The sequence below is a fragment of the Chitinophaga arvensicola genome (assembly GCF_900110835.1).
GTDB lineage: Bacteria > Bacteroidota > Bacteroidia > Chitinophagales > Chitinophagaceae > Chitinophaga > Chitinophaga arvensicola.
Map to the genome: position 1 here is coordinate 1,064,555 of NZ_FOJG01000001.1, position 18,700 is coordinate 1,083,254.

Here is an 18,700-nt window from a genome sequence, read left to right on the forward strand (position 1 = left end):
TCTCAAAATCTATCATCTGATATATTGCTATTTACAATGGGTGTAGTTTCGAAGTGGGGAAATAGCCCAACTTAAATACGCATTTATGAAAATGTACCTTGATAAACTGATTGATACTTATAAATGGTGCAAAAATCTTGACCCCAAAGGAGCGACAACCTTACTGCTCCCTACCTTTTGTGGAGTAGATCCTACCACCATTGTACATTTTGCCGATGCCTTTAACCTGGCAGAATTTCGGTATTTGGCACAGGAATCCTATTCAGACTATGCAGGAGTGTCTATTAAGAGGCTGACCGCTGCCCTCAAAGACATGAAAACCGGGACTTACGATTTCAGTCCTCATATCTATGCGGAAAAAGGAAAAGCCGCTTACATTAACCTTAATCATGTGCTTGTAACGGTCGAAGATAAAGCGGCCTTGAAAATGAGCTTTCACTTTGTAAACTGGGATAAATTGGGCCAACATCCGGCGCCAGGTAGCTGGCAGGAAGCGTTTTTGAAAACAGTGAAGGATTTCGCCTATAAGCATAATGGGCACATTGTAGCCGCTAATCTTTGGAAAACCTACGCTCCATCCGATGTTAAACTACCGGCATTTCTTACTAATCTCCGGGGGAATCCCAATCAGGTCGAACAGCTGCAGAAAAAAAGCATTGCTGCCAAAGTAAGAGCTGTAAATAGGAATGCCAAAGCGCCTAGTCCTCGGCAATGAAGAAATGAAGTATTCCAATAAAAACGCCCAGCTCGTGCCGGGCATTCATGAGAAAAATTCTATTCAGGCCACTACTCTGAAAAGATCAAGTGGGTTATAGCTTATATAACGAATATTCCAGTGGCTTCAACCATCGCGACTACAAGTTTTTTATACATCTTCGCTTAATTGTCGTAATCAATCACCAGACAGTTTTATTCCGCTTCGTGCTGTACTTTTCAGCAAAGCAAATCACTATGTACATGAAAATAAAGGATATTGATGCCATATATAGAGAGCTGAAACGGGGTAACCAGGCACTATGTAACACAATTTATACTCTGGACTATGAATTAGTTTCCCCCAAGGGACTAAGGTTTACCAATTCCAGCTATGAAGAGGCGCTGTTTCGGGAAACAACCCCCAACTGGGAAAATTATAGTGCGCTTAGTGCAATAGATTTCTATGAAGCGGTACGTGACATTAAGGTTGGTAAATATGATTTTTCCCATGCCATCGAGGATTCTATAAATTATGGCCAGGTTATCAACCTGGATAAAATACTATGGAACGGGCAGGAATGGATAGAGGCAATGCAGGCTTTAAAGCAATATGCGGAAATGACCAGCCCAGGCAGTCAGAATATTGATAAATATCTTAAAGACCTTACCATTAGCCTGTCAAATGTGGCTCATAAACATGGGGGGCTTGACCAGTTACAACATGTCTGGAAACGCCTGGGACCAAAAGATGTAAGACTGTCCGAAATAATTCGCGATTTAGGCAGCAACCCGAATCAGCGTACCACACATTATACCAAACTGGTTCTTGATCATAATCGACGAGTGGTACGGAGATCAGAAATGCGCCAAAAGCGGGTTTAGTAAAAGGAGAAAAGATCCGCTCCCCCATAAAGCCAGGGATTGTTCCAGACGTATCCGTTTCTCCTATTATAAATAATTGGGTATAGCCGGTGAAACATCTGGAGCTATTAAAAAAGGTACGGATTATCGGTGATGCTTCGCAGGGTTTGGTGTTGAGTGTTGCCTACATAATAATATTTTAACGAAAGGCGCTGAAGTTCCAAGTCGCATAAGGGTAAAAAAGGGTATCCACAGATGAAAAAGGCGCCTGAATACAGCGTAAAGCAAATACGTAGCTGCTCATCCGCCTATGATCATAACGCAAACTCGAAAAATTGGCATTCCACACCTCTTCAGCCACATCGCGATGAGCGTTATAATAGTCAACTCGTCCGGCCTCGTCTGACCAAAGGGTCAAATAGTACCAGTCGGCACTTGACACAGCATAGAAGTACGGAAATACTGTTCGGCCTACCGAGTCAGTATATATCCTTGCCGGAAAAACATCAGGCCTACCATTATAACTATAGTGTTTTGATTCGATATCTGGTGGTACTGGCGGCTGTAGTGATGATCCTTCTTTCGTGCAAGCAAAGTTCAAAATCATTACGGAAAGTAAGTATGCCATTAAGGCAAATGATTTCAATTCCATAGGTAAAACTTAACAATTAGTAGTGTATGACTAATGCGGCCCTTTGGGGATCTTTCCCGGTCGTCTGCTACTCTATAAAACAATTGATGAGTGATTTTTGACTAAAGAAATTATGAAAACACTGCTTTTTTAGTGACCATAAACCGTATTACCTATCTTTTTGGAGTTTTTCGAAGTCATTAATAATTGTATTGAAAATCACCTAATTTCTCTGTTTCCTGACAAGAATTGACGACTGTTGTTCATTATTGGGGGGTAGTTTTTCTGATTCATTAGTATGGCCTTACTATTCTAAATGGCTTCCCTCTAATTTACAGATCGTCTAGTAACGAGGGGGATACCTGGTTGCAAAGCCTCTTTCCATATTAAGCGTATCTCTTAAAGAGGTAAATAAAACGTCGTTTCGTGGATGCTCGTATTTAAAAATGCGTCGCGTTCCCATTTCATCAATGTTTTCGAAGTTAAACGAAAGTGTATCAAACACTCTATGATGAAACATGAAATCTACATACGCCAGGGGCGCGATGTGCTGATCCACGTCAAAAAACCATTTCTCCATCATCATGGTACTCGGCCATGAGGTCTTTTGAAAAAAGGTAAGTTTTGTCCCGTAAGATTCTGCTGTTGCCGGAGCAATTAATGGCAGAAATGCGGTTATTCGTTTTTCCAGTGTATTACTATCATTTATGGATAGATCGGGACTTAATGTTACATGGATTGATCTGTTATAAAATTCCTCTTTGTCGTCACGCAGGAGGAAGAATATATATTTAAAATAGGCAATGCTATCATCTAAAACAAAGTTGTTTACTAACGGCACCAGGCTTTTTAATCGTTTATTTACACTGTCATACTTGTATTCAAAAAAACTTTTGTGATACCAGCACCTAAATAATAGGCCTTTCCCTACTTCACCTGTTAAAGTGTCTCGTGCATCCATAATGGCGGGCTTATTGTGAATGCCTATCGCTCTGGCAAATAGGATTAGGCGATCGAATAAATCGTAGGCCTCTACCTCTGGAACAACATTAACTTTTGCGAGTGCCGGGGTATTATCATTTTGCTCCGGGGTTTTCACGTGGGAGGAACAATAAAATAGAGTTAGAACAAGCAAGGGTAGAAATTTCATAAAAATTCAAGTTGGTTGGTAAATAATAAAAAACGAACATAAAAGGCAATGAATCGTATTGATACTCAAATGAGGAAAACTCACTTTTCTACGGCCAGTGGTTTAAAATGTGGTTGGTAATATCGAAGATAAGATAGGAACTCAACTTCCTTTCAGGGGAATATTAAAACACTAATTTTTTAGATACTATATGGTATAAGATTTATCAATTTAGAATTTTTCAATGCTATTTACCGTCATGTTAAATATCGACGAAATTGCCACCGTTTAGGCCACAATTGGCAGGATAGTTATCAGATCAAAGGCGATTAATTGGTGAGCACAAACTAAGACAATAGTAGGAGGGAAAATACTTCGACTTGTTAAAGCCACCTGGGACGTAGGTAATTGAGGATTTTTCTTTTATCGTCTTTATGGGTTATAGGATTAGCCAGGACAATCCGGGGACGCTTGTTGGAAGATGATACTTTGGGGATTCGATATTTCAGTCTGATACTTTTACCCTTAAAACATTCATGCTTGCGAACATATCTCTGCACTTCCAAATCCATGTTATCCACGGGACTAATACCAATCACCATCTTCCCTGTTTCTGGTACAACTTGTAAATAGTATTTTAATCCGTTCTTGTTCCCTAGATCACATTGGCAGTACCGAACCAGGTCAAATTGGCTTTCGACGCTAAGGTTAAAGCCACATACCTTTATAGGGATATTTTTGAGAAACTTTAGTATGTTTAAATCACTATAGTTTTCGTCATACCGATTCCATAAATAGTACTTCTGGTTATAAAATTTCCTCCATTCATCACTCATTAAGAACATCGCTTTTGCCATAAAATTCTATTTAGTAAATACTGTAAATGAATTTATAAATGATGGCATTAAGGAAATGTCAGATGACAAATATAATAGGCAGTGACTACCACAGGATATTATTTGAGTCAGAATTACTCACCTGATTGTTTAGTCCTGTTCTGAATTTTACTTTTACAATGTAGTCAATTGAAGCTATGCCATTACACACAAACTAAGTCGCCATTAGGTTGTGATAATGATAGCAGCAAGTTTGCGAGTGCAAAAAATGGACACTACATCAGAAAAGATTCATATTGATTCTAAACCTGATGTCAAAAGAGGGCAAAGGAGTTTTAAGCTGGATTTATTGAATTAACACAGAAGCGTTATCACACGATGCAAGCCTGTCGCCAAGGATTTGCAAATTTGAAACGCTTCAACGATGCAGTCACATGCACAAGAGATCAGCAATAAGGGTAAAATTAGGGTTCACCCTCAATCGTGAAGCGGGGTCCAAGTATTTCTTTTATTCTATTTTGTTTTTCTTTCGCAAGAATAGAAATGAAGTCAAAGTCACCTTCATGATATTCTACGCGTAGGCTAACGTCACTATCAAAGGCAGAAAGATAGATTACCTTTAACAGTTGTTCTGCAAAGGCAATTAATGGCTCAATTTGCTCGATTGTGAGGTCATCGTATTCGACTTCAGCTTTTTGGGCTGGAGTGTCGGTATGCCCATAAAAACGATTACGCAAGCCTCTAATAGTTTGTAGCAGCATTTGATTAGTATCCAAGAATGACTGCCATTCCTGAAGAGTTTCATGATTGACCTGGACCCAACCGAAAATTTGGTCTGCTTTAAATTGATTGGTAAAATTCTGGATATTGTAATAGTCGTTTCTACTGGTAGAATACAACTTAGCAATTTCGATAATCAAGACTCGCCAATAAAGGTGTCGAGTGTTATTCATAAAACGATCAACAGCTAAGTATTTTGCTTCAAGCTCGTCCTTTGGTTTATGAAGACGAAGACAGTATAAGTAATGTTGGCGGCATTGGTATACGATTTTCCAATATTCGCTAACCTTATCTCTTAAAACTTCCTGCGGAGTGGGCTGATTGGTCATAGCATCAATTATTAATCCAGTTAGGATCATTATATAATAATGAATGTAAGAAAAATAAACAAGTAGCCAGGGCTTTGTTCTTCTCTACAATCAGGTTTTCAAGGTTGAATTTAGTAGCAAGAAATTCATTAGGTTAAAACCATATATTTAGTACTCAAATACAATGATTCCCAGTCATTTGTATACATGCCACATCTCACTACTGGTAAATCAGAAAGGCTAGGAAAACTTCAAGCCTGCCAATTTTTCGAACGGCTGTAGTTCTATAATCTATTTTATATCTAGTCTACTGACAACGAACAACAAAGGTATGAGGAGTTCGATAGGATCTAGCCCAGCTCCAGTAGCAGTTTAGGTCTTAAATGCCCTTTAATATTCTTGCAGGTAATATTGCACTATGGTAGATTTTCGATAGAAAAGCTATATTTGTGCCCGCGTATACTGGTAGACAGTGGCGTGAATAGTTCTTCTTAATGTAGTTTGTGGGCACATGAATACGAAATAGGCAATGTTTCACTTTATGTTGCACTTAATTTACAATATGCTGGTTTTTAATACCTTATAAGCGATTTTGCTCCCCAACAGGGGGAGCAGAAAGCCTGGTAGTACTACCAGGCTTTTTCTATTTTAAGCCGTGAAGCAGCTATTTTCCCTGAGCAGAAAGGATTTTTAATTTAACTTCCAGCATAACAACAATCCCATAATGGAAAAAAGTAGCAAATTTATAGCGGTAGAAGGTTTGGATGGCGCCGGTAAATCAACGCAGATTGAACTGCTGACGAAATACCTGGAGTCAAAAAATGAGAAGACGAAATTTGTACATTTCCCAAGAAGCAATCAGGGTATGTTTGGGGAATTGATTGCTAAATTCCTGCGTGGTGAATTCGGAGATGTGAAAAACGTACATCCCCAATTGGTGGCGTTATTGTTTGCGGAAGACCGGAAAGAATTTGCCGCTACTATCAACCAATGGCTGAAAGACGGCTACTTTGTGCTGGTAGACCGCTACGTGCTTTCGAATATCGCTTTCCAATGTGCCAAGCTGGAGAGCGAAGAGGAAAAGCAATACCTCCGCAACTGGATCAATGAATTTGAATACAACTATAATAAAATCCCCAAGCCACATTTTTCTATTTACCTGGATGTGCCGTTTGCTTTTGTAGAGGCTGCGCTGGAAAAGAGACGCGCAAATGAAGACCGGGAATATTTACAGGGGAAAGATGATATTCACGAAAAGGATTTCTCCCTGCAACGCGCGGTGAAGAAGGAATACGATACCTTGTTATCGGCCGATACAACGATCAACAGGATTGCCTGTTTCAATGTAGCACAGCAAATGCGGCCTATTGCAGATATTCATACCGAAATTGTTCAACTGGTGAATAGCCAGGTACAACTATAAAGAGAAAGGGAGCAATGCTCCCTTTTTTAATGCTCTTCAAAGCCCGGGTTAAACCCGGCCATCGGGATTTCCGTGTATGCCGTTACCGGAATCACCTTTCCCAAAAATATTTTCATGTGTTGTAAGTAATTCCGGGCTGTATACCTGTCCCCGGAAATAGATACCCTGTTTGAAACCTGGTTCCACTGTTATGAGCGCGCAGGTGTCGTCTTCCTATTGAATATTCTGGCTTTACATACGACTGGCACTAAGAAAGTACGCATCTTTTAATTCCACAAAAACTGAAAACATGAAAACTCTTCGCGGCGCTAGAGCGCTTCTCCACAGCAGTTTTATGGCTGTGTTCCTCCTGGCATTGATTGTTACCGGCTGTAAGAAACCGGCCTTAACCCCATCTTCCGAAAACAACCTGTTGGCAACCGGCAATGTGGTCAGTATTAATTCGGTGCAACCGGTAAAATCGGAAGCCCTGCTGGCAATGCAGTGCTATAACAACGCATTTTACCATGAGTATGGCACCTATGGCCCTTCTTTCAAGGCCTATTATTATTCGGATGTGAATCATACCGGCAGAATGGATTTCTGGCGGCAGGCAGAGGCCATTGAAACCCTGATCGATGCCTATAATACCAACAACAATGCGGATCTTAAAAATAAGATCGTTTATCTCTACAATGGTATGCGGGATAACTATGGCCTGCTATGGACTTCCAACATCTATAACGATGATGTAATCTGGGGTGCACTGATGTGTATCCGCGCTTTTCAGATCACCAACGATGGCGGTATGAAAGATATGGCGAAGAACAACTTTGATATGGTCTGGAACCGGGCCTGGGATACTAACCTGGGAGGTGGCCTCTGGTGGACTACCGCCAATAACACCAAGAATGCCTGTGTAAACGCTCCTGCGGCCATTTGTGCCATGTACCTCTACCAGGCTACGGGTGATGCGGCTTATAAAACAAAAGCGCAACAGCTCCTCGACTGGATGGTACTTAAATTGTATACCGCAGGTTCGGGAGAAGTGAAAGGCGCTATGAACGCCGCTGGCGTAATCACAGAAGGCACCCGCACTTATACGCAGGGTACCTTTATCGGCGCCTGCAGCATGTTACACCCCTACTACCCTTCCAATAACTATAAAACTATGGGGGCTAAAGCGATGGACTATACGAAAAACAGCATGTGTAATGCCCAGGGACTGTTGCCGGATGAATATGATAACGATGATTGTCAGGGTTTTAAAGCTATTTTTGCCCGTTGGGCCTGTAAGTTTGTAAAAGATCACAGCTACCAGAGCACCTATGCGGCCTGGCTCAATTATAACGCCGCAGAAGCCTGGAATTACCGGAACTCCAACGGACTCATGTGGGGCCAATGGTGGCACCGCACTCCTGATAATTACGTCAATTCCTTCGAAACCACCTGTGGAGTGGCCATGATGAATGGTGTCTGGCAGTTTTAGATTCGCTTTTGTTTTTATTGAAAGAGATAATTAATTTGTGTGATATACTTGATAGTTATGATAAACACAAAAAGGGTATCGATCCTGTTGCTCGTCTTATTCTCCGCAATAATGACGCAGGCGCAATCGTTGACCGATCTTGTCAATAAAAATGTGGCATCGCTGGGCGGCGCAGATAAGTTAAAGGACCTGAAAACGCAGTATGCAGAGGGTACAATGGAAGTGCAGGGGATGTCGCTTCCCTTCAAGAAATGGGTAGTACAGGGTAAAGCGCTCCGTATGGAATTTACGGTAATGGGTACCACCAATATCCAGGTGGTAAACGGCTCAGAAGCCTGGGTACAGATGCCTGTGATGGGTAAACCTGATCCGGAAACAATGGACTCCTCTACCACTAAATTGATGGCCAGCCAACTGGATCTGACGGGCGATTTTTTCCGCTACAATGAAAAAGGGAATAAGCTGGAACTCCAGGGACTTGAAAATATCAATGGCGCCCAATTGGCCAAAGTGAAAGTTATTTCCCATGCCGGCATCACCACTTATTGCTATGTAGATCCTGCTACCGGAAACGTACTGAAAACACTGAATAAAGTGGATATTCAAGGTCAGTCGATGGATCTGACCACCGACATCAGCAATTTCCTGAAAACAGCTGATGGTTTCACTTATGGCAGCGTTATTTCCCAGGATCCAACTGGCGTAAAGATTACCGTGTCTAAGCTGGAAAATAATGTGCCGGTAGATGAATCGATATTTAAGAAGCCATAATAATTAAAGAGGTTGTTCCGTCACTTTTTCGGGGCAACCTCTTTTGATGATGCGCAGGAGTTATCCCGACAATACCCCTATACATGAAAAATTTCTTTTGTTTGCGCCCGTTTGTATTTACGCTCCTTTTACTGCCGGCATTGCCATTCACAGGCAAAGCGCAAACGGCGCCGCTACCCGAAGCATATAAGAAATTTGTGAACTTCTTTTCATCTGAAAGAATGAAGGTGAGAGAAGGTGGCTGTAATGATTGCTCCAACATCGTATTGTTAAAATTGCAATTTGGTAAAAGGGATATACCAGATAGTGTTTTCCTTTCCTATTCTGCCCCACTCTCTATTCAATCCTGGACAACAAAAATCCGCGAGCTGGATATTGACTGGAAACAGCTGTTGAAAGATAATGGCAAAGCAAAGACGGTTATTTTACCGGTGTTGTATATCAACGAGATATCTGGCGGCTCAGCGATGTTTGCATCTGCAAGGGATTTGAGTCAGGGTCTTTTTCAGTTTGCCAATGGCGGCTTACCGGCTGGAGATACTACAAAATGGTGGGAACCGATTATTATAACCACCACCACTGCCAACACAGAAAGCAGTATGTTATTGAATAACAAAAATCTTCAACAAAAGTAATTGTAATCGCGTATCATCTTTTATTTCGTTAACAACGATTCTAATAACCTTATTTTCCTGATATCCGGTTTGGTGGTGAATATTCCCTGTCCGCCGCTGTTTCGCACCCCACGTACAAAACAATAAATCACCCCGCCAAATTGTTTCTCATAATTAAAGCCAGGGATACGGCTTTCCAGGTATTTTTTCACTGCTACGGTATAGATAAAATACTGGAGATGATAATTGTTTTCATTCATGGCGGCTGCCAGTCCTTCTGCATCGTAATCAGCAACGCTGTTGCCCAGGTAGTTCGATTTCCAGTCGAGGATATAATACTTTCCCTGGTGCTCAAAGAACAGGTCAATTTTCCCATTCATGATCCCTTCCAGTTCCTGGCTGCTGTATTCAGAAAAACGTTTTACACTTACACTCACCTGGTCGTCCGACAGGTTATTCAGCAGATTGGATTTGAATACCGGTACCGGGAAGTCAAATTCAAACTCCGCCAGCCGGTGCGAACGCCCTACAGACGCCAGCTGGAAGCTGGTGCCTGCAATGTGGATCGGTGCATACATGATATGCTGCAACATTTCGTTCAGCCGTTCGAGATATACTTCCCGTTGTCCCGGTACAAAATGGCGGATGGCTTCTTCCAGCCAGTGCTCCCATTTTGTGGGATCAGAGAAATTGATATTTTCAAAGATAAAGTGCAGCAGGTTACCCGTTTTGGCGCCCCTGCGCAGGGTGGTAAAGATGAAGTTGTCGTATGGGTCCGTTTGCTGGAACGAGCGTACCCGTGGCCGGTGTTCAGGTTTGGCGGCCAGCATGGTATAACTCATCTTACGCCAGTTCTGTTCCTGCAAATGGAACGATATAGGGGGCCTGCTTACGGCCAGCTGGCCTTTGGTGAGTTGCTGGCGATAGCTTTCGGCCGGTGTTTCTGCCGGCGATCCCTGCAAATTAATCAGGGCAGGATCCGGTGCAGCTATTACGAGTTCCTTTAGAAAGGCGGATAGCGAAGAGTCTTTAAAAGCACTGTATGTATTTTTAAAGAGGTAGCATTTATAAACGGCACGGGTCACCGCTACATAGATAAGGCGGCGGTTTTCCTGCTCCTGTTGTTGTTGGTAGGCTTTCAGTTGGTTGTCCGTGAGAAGCGCTTTTTGAGTACCCAGGTAATCGCCGGTTTCCGGATCGCGGAAGCTCACAAACTCAATTCTTTGTTTCTCCACGAAATCCAGGAAAGGGGCCATCACGATTTTATATTCCAGCCCTTTACTTTTGTGAATGGTCACAATGTTTACGGCGTCTTCATCGCTTTCCACCCGTTGTGCATATTCATCACCTTCGGTGTTCATGCCGTCGATGCCGCGTTTGAGCCAGGAAATGAGATCCCGCATAGACAGGTTTTTGCGGCTCTGCACCTGGTGTACCAGTTCGGATAACTGATACAGGTTGGTGATGATGCGTTCCCCGTTTTCAGTATGGCCGTCGAGCAGCACCTGTCGTACGCCGAAATCTGCAATGAACTCCATGAGCGCAGTGTAGGCACCATCGCGTTGCCAGAGGTTCCGGTATTTGCCAAACAGGTCCAGCATGATTTCATCATCTAGTTGCAACAGAGTACGGGTATTGTAGCCCGTGAAACTACCAAGCAACGCCCGGTTAATAGACGAGCGGTCGGGCGTTTCCATGGCTTCCAGCAGGTGCAGCAATTGCTGCGCTTCCGCTGATCTGAGTACTTTGGCTTCGTCGATGGTAACGGCCGGGATGCCCAGTTTGGCCAGCGCATGTTTGATATCTCTTCCCTCCTGCCCCGTGCGCACCAGGATACCGATATCCGATGGCGTAACGGGCCGTGATCCGTTGTTGTTTTCGATGCGGTAGTCCTTATCCAGCAATAGTTGCGCAATTTGCGCCGCTACCCCTTTGGAAATGGTTTCTTTTTTATCGCAGGAGATAATTTCTATAGGCACTTCTTTAGCACTTCCATTGTAGAGATAGCCTTTTTTGTTATTCTCCGGGCTGTGTACCTGGATATAGTCAATGCTATCACTTTCGGCAGCGAAATCGAACGTGGGAAAGCCGGGTGTAGGTTCAAAGAAGACGTTCATGGCGCGGATCAGGTTTTCGGAAGACCGGAAATTCTGATTCATATCATATACATGCTGTACGCCATTACGGGCATTGAAGTAAGTGAAAATATCTGCTTTTCGCCAGGCATAAATGCTTTGCTTCGGATCGCCGATATAGAACAGTGTGGTGTTCTGGCCGAAGGCCCGATCAAATATTTCGAATTGTTCTTTATCGGTGTCCTGGAACTCATCTACAAAAACGGCCCTGTATTTACTTTGCAGTTTTGTAATCAGTTCCTCGTTGTTGTTTTTCACCAGGGCGGTATGCAGGTTGTTGATGAGGTCATCATAACCCATCATGTTGCTGCGTTCCTTGAATAACCGCACCTGCTCTGCTATTTCCTTGATGGCTGCGTAGTAGATCTGCCGGCGTACCAGCTGTTGCCGGTCTTTTAGCTGTTTGTTGATGTCATCTGCTTCGTCAATGCCCGGTAACAGATCCGGGAATATTTTCTCAATATATTTTGCGGATCTTTTTTCGCGGATCTTTTTTATCAATAGCTCCGGTTCTGCAATCAGGTCAGGATAGTCTTTTTTTGTGTATTGGTTAGTGGCGCAGGCAGCGGCGATATGCGCGGCATTGGCAGTGATAAAAGCACAAAGACTATCCGTGATTGCCTTTTCTGCGGCTGTCAGCTCGTTTAATTCCCGGATCCATTGTTCCTGCAAGGAATCGCTGATGTCATCGGATACCTCATCCGAGTAGCCCAGGAATTTTTTGCCACCGAGATGTTCTTTGATAACATTGAGCATTTCGGTTTTCATGTCTTCCTCCCAGATCTGTTCCAGCAGATGGGTATTGAGGGTAGTGACATTCCTGCGCCAGAATTTATTCAGTTCGTTTTCAATGATCGGCGTGAGATCGGGCACCATGGTAGCGCCAAATAGCTGATTGGTTTCAAAGGCAAACTCATTCAGTGTTTGCTGGCAGAAGCCATGGATGGTAAGCACAGACGTTTCATCCAGTAGCAGAATGGCATCACGCAGCAGTTGCTGCACTGGCCGGGGATCGTCAAAATCAATGACGCTGAACACCAGGTCCATGATTTTCTGATCGCTGATTTCCTGTCCCCTGCTCACTTTGTAGGCCTGACGGATAAATAAACGTATCCTTTCTTCCAGTTCTGCTACGGCAGCCCGGGTGAAAGTTACCATCAGTATTTCTTTGACCGACAGCTTTTGTTCCAGGATCAATCGCAGTACCAGGATGGCAATGGAATACGTTTTACCGGTACCGGCGCTGGCCTCAATGAGGTTGCTGCCTTCCAGTGGAACGGTGGCTGCGTCGAACTTTTTATATATTATGCTATCGATCATTTGTCTTTGTCTGGTGTTTCAAAATATGCCTGGAGCAAGGTGGTAAGCGGCGATAAAAGCAGGTCGTAGGTATCGTGATACCCCACAAGTGCTTCTTCGTGTTCAAAAAAGCCCTGTTCATATACCTGTACCAGGTAAGGATCTGGGGCTTCCTGCCGTTCTATCATACCTGATATTTTATCCTTGAATTTCTTCAGGTCTATTGTCAGCCGGTCTTTTTCTGTGAGTTCCAGGTCCGGGAAAAACGGGATGATTTTGTTGAAGCCGGACTTGTATACTTTTATGATTTCTGTTAGTCGCCGCAGTGCTTCTTCCGGTGTAAGCGGGGTCGCCTGGAAGGCATCCTCTTTCCGGGCGCCGGAAATAAAACAGAGATCTGTTGCCACGCCGGCTGCTTTGCCCGCCAGGTAACGGATATAGGCTTCTATAAGGTACTTGCTTTCTTTCTTTGACCACGACACCTGTACGAGCGTTTGGTCATAAATGCGGATATGCCCTTTGAGCATACTGCCATCCACTTCCAGTTCTACCGGCACCTTTTTTTCTACTGCACCTTTGGTGCAGGCTTCAAACAGGTTGCGCACGGGAACCACCTGGTCCTCCATTTTATGAATAGATACGGCAGCCATATTGCGGAGCGGCAACCGGCCTTTTTTTACCAGCGTACTTTGTAAAATGGGCTGTTGCTTTTCGGTGACCGGCAGCAATTCATTTTTAACGGACCATTGCTGCAGCCTGTTCAGGCTAAAGATCTCTGTTTCGTTGAGCAGCAGCTGGTTGTCGTTGTACCTGATCCCGAGCACCTTGTTATAATACGCCCGGAAAGGATTTTTGAAAAAGCTGATCACTTCTTCCAGGGTAATTTCCTCGAAGGTGAGCGGAGTGGTTGTTTTATTTTCGTTGAGATAGGTTTTTCTGGCCGTGTCTTTTGTACTGAGATAGGAAAACAGGCGGCTATCGGTACCGGCATATTTCCTGCTGAAGCTTTGCAGCGGCTGCAAGGTAACCAGCTGATGGCGCACAGTTTCCGGCTCTTCGGTACCTGCTTCGATATAGTCTACCAGTTCATCTACCAGTACAGAAGGCGGAAGATCGGTATTGTCTTTCGCATCTTTACCGATGTAGCTGATATAGAGGTATTCCCTTGCGGATAGCAGGGTTTCGAGGAACAGGTGTTTGTCGTTCTCTTTCACATTACGATCGCCTTTCTGACGGTCTTTTTCCATCAGGTTAAAGCTGGATTTATTTTCGCGGCGCGGAAATTTATTGTAGTTCAGTCCCATGAGCGCCACCACTTTGAAGGGGATACTACGCATGGGAATGAGCGAACAGAAAGTGATACCGCCGTTTACGAACAGGCCCGCACGGGTGCTGCCGGTAAGTGTATCCAGGAAGCTATGACTGAATACATCGAAGGTTACTTTTTCGCTCATGAACTCATTGAGGGCATTGTAGGCCGTGAGTTGTTTGATCAGGGTGTTATAATCTTCGTCCACATCATCTACCGGCTCATACACCATATTATGCAATACTCTTTCGGTGTAGGCTACCCATTCTACAATGCTGCGTGGGCGGCGTCTGTCGAGGATGGCGGACATGAGTACTTCTGCAAAATGGCAGAAGCGGATCACTTCATGGGCATCGCTGCCTTCGGTGATATCCAGCGGAAAGAAGCTGTCTTCCCCTTGTCCGTATTCCTCTTCGCCGCTCATGCAGATGCCGAACATGATGCGCTGTATCCCGTATTGCCAGCTCACGAAATGTGTTTCTTCCTTCTTGCTGCCGTTGATGCCGAAGCGGATATTGGCGGCTTCAATGATCTTGCGGATCAGTACCGGATCCTGTAGATTAAAACGTTTACGGATATACGAGAAATCCAGGAGCTGCATCACCGCTTCCGACTTGAAGTTTTCCTCATTCATGGTGAGGATGGCGTGCAGGGCGTTAAAGAGATTGTCGTTGTCGGTATAACTTTCATCCGCAATCGTATACCGGAAAGTATAAGGCGCGTTGTTGAACACGGCTTTGATATAGGGTGCATAGGCATCTATATCGCTTACCATCACCACGATGTCGCGGGGCGATAGCGATTCCTTTTTTTGCGCTACGAGGTGCACCAGGTAATTGTAAAGCACCTCCACTTCGCGGGCTACCGTGTAGCAGGCGTTGATGGTAACAGAGCCGTCACTGATATCCTGTGGGGAGATGGCTTGCCGGTCGGCCGTGGTAGCGGCTGCGGTAAAAATATCGTGTTGTATTTTATGCAGGAGGCTATCTGGTTCCGGTTCTACGGTATCTATTTCTTCGTATGCATTGATAAAGGCATCGTAGGCGAAGAAAAGTCCGAAGGAATCCTGTATCACGCGGCCCCAGCCTGTGAGCAGGGCGTTGCCGGCTTTGGAATCCTGGATGTCTTTCAGTCCTTTTTGGCGCCAGCGGGCAATTTGTTTTTCGTTGCGATCGTCGAACCAGAACACCACCGGTGAAGGGTTGATGATATGGAAGTATACGTCTATAAAGGAAGATAGCTCATGCAGGATCTTCACATGATAGGCCGTGATGATGGAGAGACCGAACAGGTGTACCACCGGCATGCGTGCCGACAGGCCTGCCTTTTGGGCATTGCTGCGCAGGGCGTCGAGGATAAAGTTGCCTACGATGGTTTTATCGGGCAATGCGCCGCCGGAGAGTTGTTTTACTTTCACCCACAGCCAGTGTTGCCAGCCGGCGGAAGCCAGTTCTGGGGTATCGGTAAAGGTCCACGCCTGGATCATTTCCGGGCGGTATACCTGGTACTGATCGAACAGATCGGCCACTTTTTCTGCGAGGGCCATGCGTTTAAGGTCGCTTTCTGTTTCGTCTGTGGTGTAGTAGGCGGCTACTTTCGGGTATTTAGCCATGAACTCTTCCTGTCCCAGGAGCTTAAACACCAGCCAGCTGAGGTTTTGCGGGGAGAGCACTTCAGAATGAGGCCCGCCCAGGATTACGTACAGCTGGTACAGCAGATCGTTCGGCTTCATGAAGCGGCAGTTGGCCGCAATGCCCAGGTGGTCGGCCAACTGGAGTTTCAGCCAGTTGTTCATCCCTTCCGTCTGGGTAATAATATAGTGAGGTTGAAACACGCTGTTGCCTGCATCCTGGAGGTTTTGGGCCAATCCGGATGATAAGCTGTTCAGTGAGTTCGAAACTTTTAAAAACAATGCCATTGATCAATCAGTTGTTTACACTCCGCCATTCCCGAAGCAGGTGATTTAATTTACTGCTGCATTCACTTCCCTGAACCTCGCTGCGATGCCCGAGGCTCTTTCCACGAAGCGTTCCGCTGCCAGGAGAATTACCTCCGGCGTTCCCTGTACATACACTTTGTTTTTGGCGCGGCTTACTGCGGTGTACAAGAGTTCCCGGGTGAGAATCGGTACATCGGTAGTATCCGGCAATAGTACCAGCACTTCTCCGAATTCGGAGCCCTGGCTTTTATGGATGGTCATGGCGAAGGCGGTTTCCGCCTGGGTGAGGTAACCGGGCAGCACTGCTTTCAGAGCGCCGGTGCTGTCTTCAAACCAGGCCATGAGTACACCGTTTTCGTCGGCGCGGATAATACCGGTATCACCGTTGAATAAGCCATGCTCATAATAGTTACGGGTAAGGATCACCGGCCGGTTTTCGTAGAATTCCGAATTGGCGGTAATCAGTTTTTTATCGAATAAATATTTTTCTATTTGTTTGTTGACCGCATATAATCCCTGCGGCCCTTCCCTTACGGCGGTGAGTACCCGTTGTGCGTTGAGGAGTTTCAGCGCCGTAGCGATGTCTTTTTCTGTAATGAAAGCGGCGTAGCCGGCGATAAAGTCTTCGAAAAGGGCCACTGAAGCGGCAGGGTCCACCACTACCTGTTCATCCGCCGAAGGCGGGAAAAAAGAAGTAATGGCAGGCACATTATTGGCGATAATGGCTTTACTGAATTTGCCGATACCGGTATTGCCGGTGAAACGATGACTGCGCCGCAGTTCCACCAGGTGCTGGAATAAAGGATGCGGATCATCATTCTGTTCCTGGGTGGCCGGAATTTGCCGTTCCGGTTCCGGGATAAAGCTGTTGATCAGTTGCCGGCGGTCGGTGGTAAAGCGGTTCAGGTGTTCCTGTGCCTGGCAGAGGTCTCCGAAGAGACTGCCCGCTTCTACAGAGGCCAGTTGGTCTTTGTCGCCCAGCAGGATGAGGCGTGTATCCGGATGAATCGCGTCCAGCAGTTTGGCAAAGAGAGCCACGTCAATCATGGAGCACTCATCAATGATCACTACGTCGTAGTTGAGTGGGTTGTCTTTGTTGTGTCGGAAGTACGGACTGCCGTTGATGGATTTCAGTAAACGGTGTATGGTGGCTGGTTGCAGGGCCTTGAACTTTTCGGTAACAGCGGCTTCTACCTCCAGGGTGGTATTGCGTAAGCTTTCGGCCATACGGGCGGCGGCTTTACCGGTAGGTGCGGCCAGCGCTACTTTCAGTGCCGGATCGGTGGCAAACAGGATGGCAAGGATCTTAGCCACGGTGGTTGTTTTACCGGTACCGGGACCGCCGGTGATAATAGTAAAATTATTGAGTACGCCGGTGATGGCGGCGGTGAGCTGCCAGTCAGCCGGATCGTTATCTGTATTGGTATTTACTGTGCCGGCAAACAATTTACTGATCAGCGGCTGCTGTTGTTGCAGCAGTGCGGTCCTTTCCGGCAGCACTGCTTTTTCCTTTGTGAGGAATTGGCGGATGCGTTGCAGGAACTCCGTTTCGTACCGGAAATAGCGTTGCAGGTACAGCCGGTTCTGGTAGATTACGAAGGGCTGTTTATCGTTGCCCTGGGTGCCTACGAGCGGAATGCTTTCCAGGAGTTGGTTATTGGTATCTATTTTTTGATAGGACTCCGGGAGATTTTCTTTTTCGCTGGCTATTTTATCGAGATGCAGGCAGATATGACCTTCGCTGCCTTTTTTTGATAACAGGTACGCATACGGCTTCAGTGCCGGTATATCAAAATACTCGGCAAATTGCTGGTGTACATCGTTCAGGGTGGGTATATTTCGCATTCTTATCGGTCACTTGAAAAGATTAAAGTACAACTTTTTCTGCATCCTCTGAAAGGTCGTTATATTGTAGGAAATATAGACCTATATACTGTTCCCCTATGTCAAAGAAATTGCTGGCCCTTTGCATTTTGTTAGCTGCGTTTTTATGTGTTAGTGCGCAGGAAGATCTCTGGAGAAAACCCAGTCAGTTGAAAGCAAATATTTCCGTACTCGGAGTGAATGCAAATTACGAATTGCGTTTGTTAAAATACTCCACCCTGAACCTGGAAGGGGGAATTGATATGGGGTTGTCTTATTCCAACAGCAGTTATTTTGGTGAAAACTGGGAATTTGCTGCTGCGCCTGTGATTTCGGGCGAGTTCCGGCAGTATTACGGTTTGGCCAGGCGTGCGGCACATTACCGGCGGGTGGATAACAATGCGGGTAATTTTTTCAGTATCACGGGCGGCTACCGGGGGCGGGCATTGTATTCTACTACCTACTATAATACGGATGCGGTTTTCCTGATACCAGCCTGGGGGATGCAACGCAGCTGGGGGCGTCATTTCAGTTTTGAAGGTCGTTTCGGGTTGGCCTTTACGCCGGATGATGGGTATAATGATCCGGTGTCGCTCAATTTCCGGATCAACTTCGGGTATGTGATCTTCTGACCGGCC

At 45.2% G+C, this 18,700-nt stretch carries 13 protein-coding genes; 7 read left to right on the forward strand and 6 right to left on the reverse strand.

Annotated features, from left to right (window positions below):
* Nucleotides 1-85 precede the first annotated feature (85 nt).
* Nucleotides 86-715: a hypothetical protein gene (locus BMW79_RS04610; protein ID WP_089891186.1), complete on the forward strand. Its 630-nt coding sequence runs from the start codon at nucleotides 86-88 to the stop codon at nucleotides 713-715.
* 242 nt (nucleotides 716-957) lie between these two features.
* The gene (locus BMW79_RS04615) at nucleotides 958-1,578 is read left to right on the forward strand and encodes a hypothetical protein (RefSeq protein WP_089891189.1); all 621 of its coding nucleotides are present in this window, start codon (nucleotides 958-960) and stop codon (nucleotides 1,576-1,578) included.
* 178 nt (nucleotides 1,579-1,756) lie between these two features.
* Here the strand turns inward: BMW79_RS04615 and BMW79_RS33695 are convergent, their stop codons facing one another.
* The 3 genes from BMW79_RS33695 to BMW79_RS04630 form a co-directional block, all read right to left on the reverse strand.
* A complete protein-coding gene (locus tag BMW79_RS33695) occupies nucleotides 1,757-2,209 on the reverse strand; it encodes a hypothetical protein (RefSeq protein ID WP_143059082.1) in 453 nt (150 codons plus the stop codon).
* Between the two features lie 322 nt (nucleotides 2,210-2,531).
* A complete protein-coding gene (locus tag BMW79_RS04620; protein ID WP_089891192.1) occupies nucleotides 2,532-3,338 on the reverse strand; it encodes a hypothetical protein in 807 nt (268 codons plus the stop codon).
* A gap of 1,279 nt (nucleotides 3,339-4,617) precedes the next feature.
* A complete protein-coding gene (locus BMW79_RS04630; protein ID WP_089891197.1) occupies nucleotides 4,618-5,262 on the reverse strand; it encodes an AbiU2 domain-containing protein in 645 nt (214 codons plus the stop codon).
* 703 nt (nucleotides 5,263-5,965) lie between these two features.
* Between BMW79_RS04630 and tmk the strand changes: the two genes are divergently transcribed.
* The 4 genes from tmk to BMW79_RS04650 all read left to right on the forward strand — a co-directional run bounded on the left by tmk (nucleotide 5,966) and on the right by BMW79_RS04650 (nucleotide 9,538).
* Nucleotides 5,966-6,664 (forward strand): dTMP kinase, encoded by a 699-nt coding sequence (gene tmk, locus BMW79_RS04635; protein ID WP_089891202.1) that lies wholly within the window; start codon nucleotides 5,966-5,968, stop codon nucleotides 6,662-6,664.
* A gap of 289 nt (nucleotides 6,665-6,953) precedes the next feature.
* On the forward strand, nucleotides 6,954-8,132 hold the full coding sequence (locus tag BMW79_RS04640; RefSeq protein WP_245752376.1) for a glycoside hydrolase family 76 protein: 1,179 nt from the start codon (nucleotides 6,954-6,956) through the stop codon (nucleotides 8,130-8,132).
* Nucleotides 8,133-8,189: 57 nt separating this feature from the next.
* Nucleotides 8,190-8,903, forward strand: a complete 714-nt coding sequence (locus BMW79_RS04645) for a hypothetical protein (protein WP_143059083.1) — start codon at nucleotides 8,190-8,192, stop codon at nucleotides 8,901-8,903.
* An 83-nt stretch (nucleotides 8,904-8,986) separates the two neighbouring features.
* Nucleotides 8,987-9,538, forward strand: a complete 552-nt coding sequence (locus tag BMW79_RS04650; RefSeq protein WP_089891207.1) for a hypothetical protein — start codon at nucleotides 8,987-8,989, stop codon at nucleotides 9,536-9,538.
* Nucleotides 9,539-9,558: 20 nt separating this feature from the next.
* Here BMW79_RS04650 and recB read toward each other — a convergent pair whose 3' ends face one another.
* The 3 genes from recB to recD are packed head-to-tail and all read right to left on the reverse strand — an operon-like array spanning nucleotide 9,559 to nucleotide 18,044.
* Nucleotides 9,559-12,972: an exodeoxyribonuclease V subunit beta gene (recB, locus tag BMW79_RS04655; RefSeq protein ID WP_089891209.1), complete on the reverse strand. Its 3,414-nt coding sequence runs from the start codon at nucleotides 12,970-12,972 to the stop codon at nucleotides 9,559-9,561.
* Nucleotides 12,969-16,178 (reverse strand): exodeoxyribonuclease V subunit gamma, encoded by a 3,210-nt coding sequence (recC, locus tag BMW79_RS04660; protein WP_089891210.1) that lies wholly within the window; start codon nucleotides 16,176-16,178, stop codon nucleotides 12,969-12,971. The genes recB and recC overlap by 4 nt, the downstream gene beginning before the upstream one ends.
* Nucleotides 16,179-16,223: 45 nt before the next feature.
* Entirely contained in the window at nucleotides 16,224-18,044 is a 1,821-nt protein-coding gene (gene recD / locus BMW79_RS04665) for an exodeoxyribonuclease V subunit alpha (protein WP_245752377.1), read from the reverse strand.
* A 98-nt stretch (nucleotides 18,045-18,142) separates the two neighbouring features.
* Between recD and BMW79_RS04670 the strand changes: the two genes are divergently transcribed.
* Nucleotides 18,143-18,694 (forward strand): hypothetical protein, encoded by a 552-nt coding sequence (locus BMW79_RS04670; RefSeq protein ID WP_143059084.1) that lies wholly within the window; start codon nucleotides 18,143-18,145, stop codon nucleotides 18,692-18,694.
* Nucleotides 18,695-18,700: the final 6 nt, after the last annotated feature.

Coding starts and splice junctions, on each gene's coding strand:
- BMW79_RS04640 (WP_245752376.1), top strand. CDS start 6,954: ATGAAAACTCTTCGCGGCGCTAGAGCGCTTCTCCACAGCAGTTTTATG.
- BMW79_RS04630 (WP_089891197.1), bottom strand. CDS start 5,262: ATGACCAATCAGCCCACTCCGCAGGAAGTTTTAAGAGATAAGGTTAGC.
- recD (WP_245752377.1), bottom strand. CDS start 18,044: ATGCGAAATATACCCACCCTGAACGATGTACACCAGCAATTTGCCGAG.
- BMW79_RS04645 (WP_143059083.1), top strand. CDS start 8,190: ATGATAAACACAAAAAGGGTATCGATCCTGTTGCTCGTCTTATTCTCC.
- BMW79_RS04650 (WP_089891207.1), top strand. CDS start 8,987: ATGAAAAATTTCTTTTGTTTGCGCCCGTTTGTATTTACGCTCCTTTTA.
- BMW79_RS04670 (WP_143059084.1), top strand. CDS start 18,143: ATGTCAAAGAAATTGCTGGCCCTTTGCATTTTGTTAGCTGCGTTTTTA.
- recB (WP_089891209.1), bottom strand. CDS start 12,972: ATGATCGATAGCATAATATATAAAAAGTTCGACGCAGCCACCGTTCCA.
- tmk (WP_089891202.1), top strand. CDS start 5,966: ATGGAAAAAAGTAGCAAATTTATAGCGGTAGAAGGTTTGGATGGCGCC.
- BMW79_RS04620 (WP_089891192.1), bottom strand. CDS start 3,338: ATGAAATTTCTACCCTTGCTTGTTCTAACTCTATTTTATTGTTCCTCC.
- BMW79_RS04615 (WP_089891189.1), top strand. CDS start 958: ATGAAAATAAAGGATATTGATGCCATATATAGAGAGCTGAAACGGGGT.
- BMW79_RS04610 (WP_089891186.1), top strand. CDS start 86: ATGAAAATGTACCTTGATAAACTGATTGATACTTATAAATGGTGCAAA.
- BMW79_RS33695 (WP_143059082.1), bottom strand. CDS start 2,209: ATGGAATTGAAATCATTTGCCTTAATGGCATACTTACTTTCCGTAATG.
- recC (WP_089891210.1), bottom strand. CDS start 16,178: ATGGCATTGTTTTTAAAAGTTTCGAACTCACTGAACAGCTTATCATCC.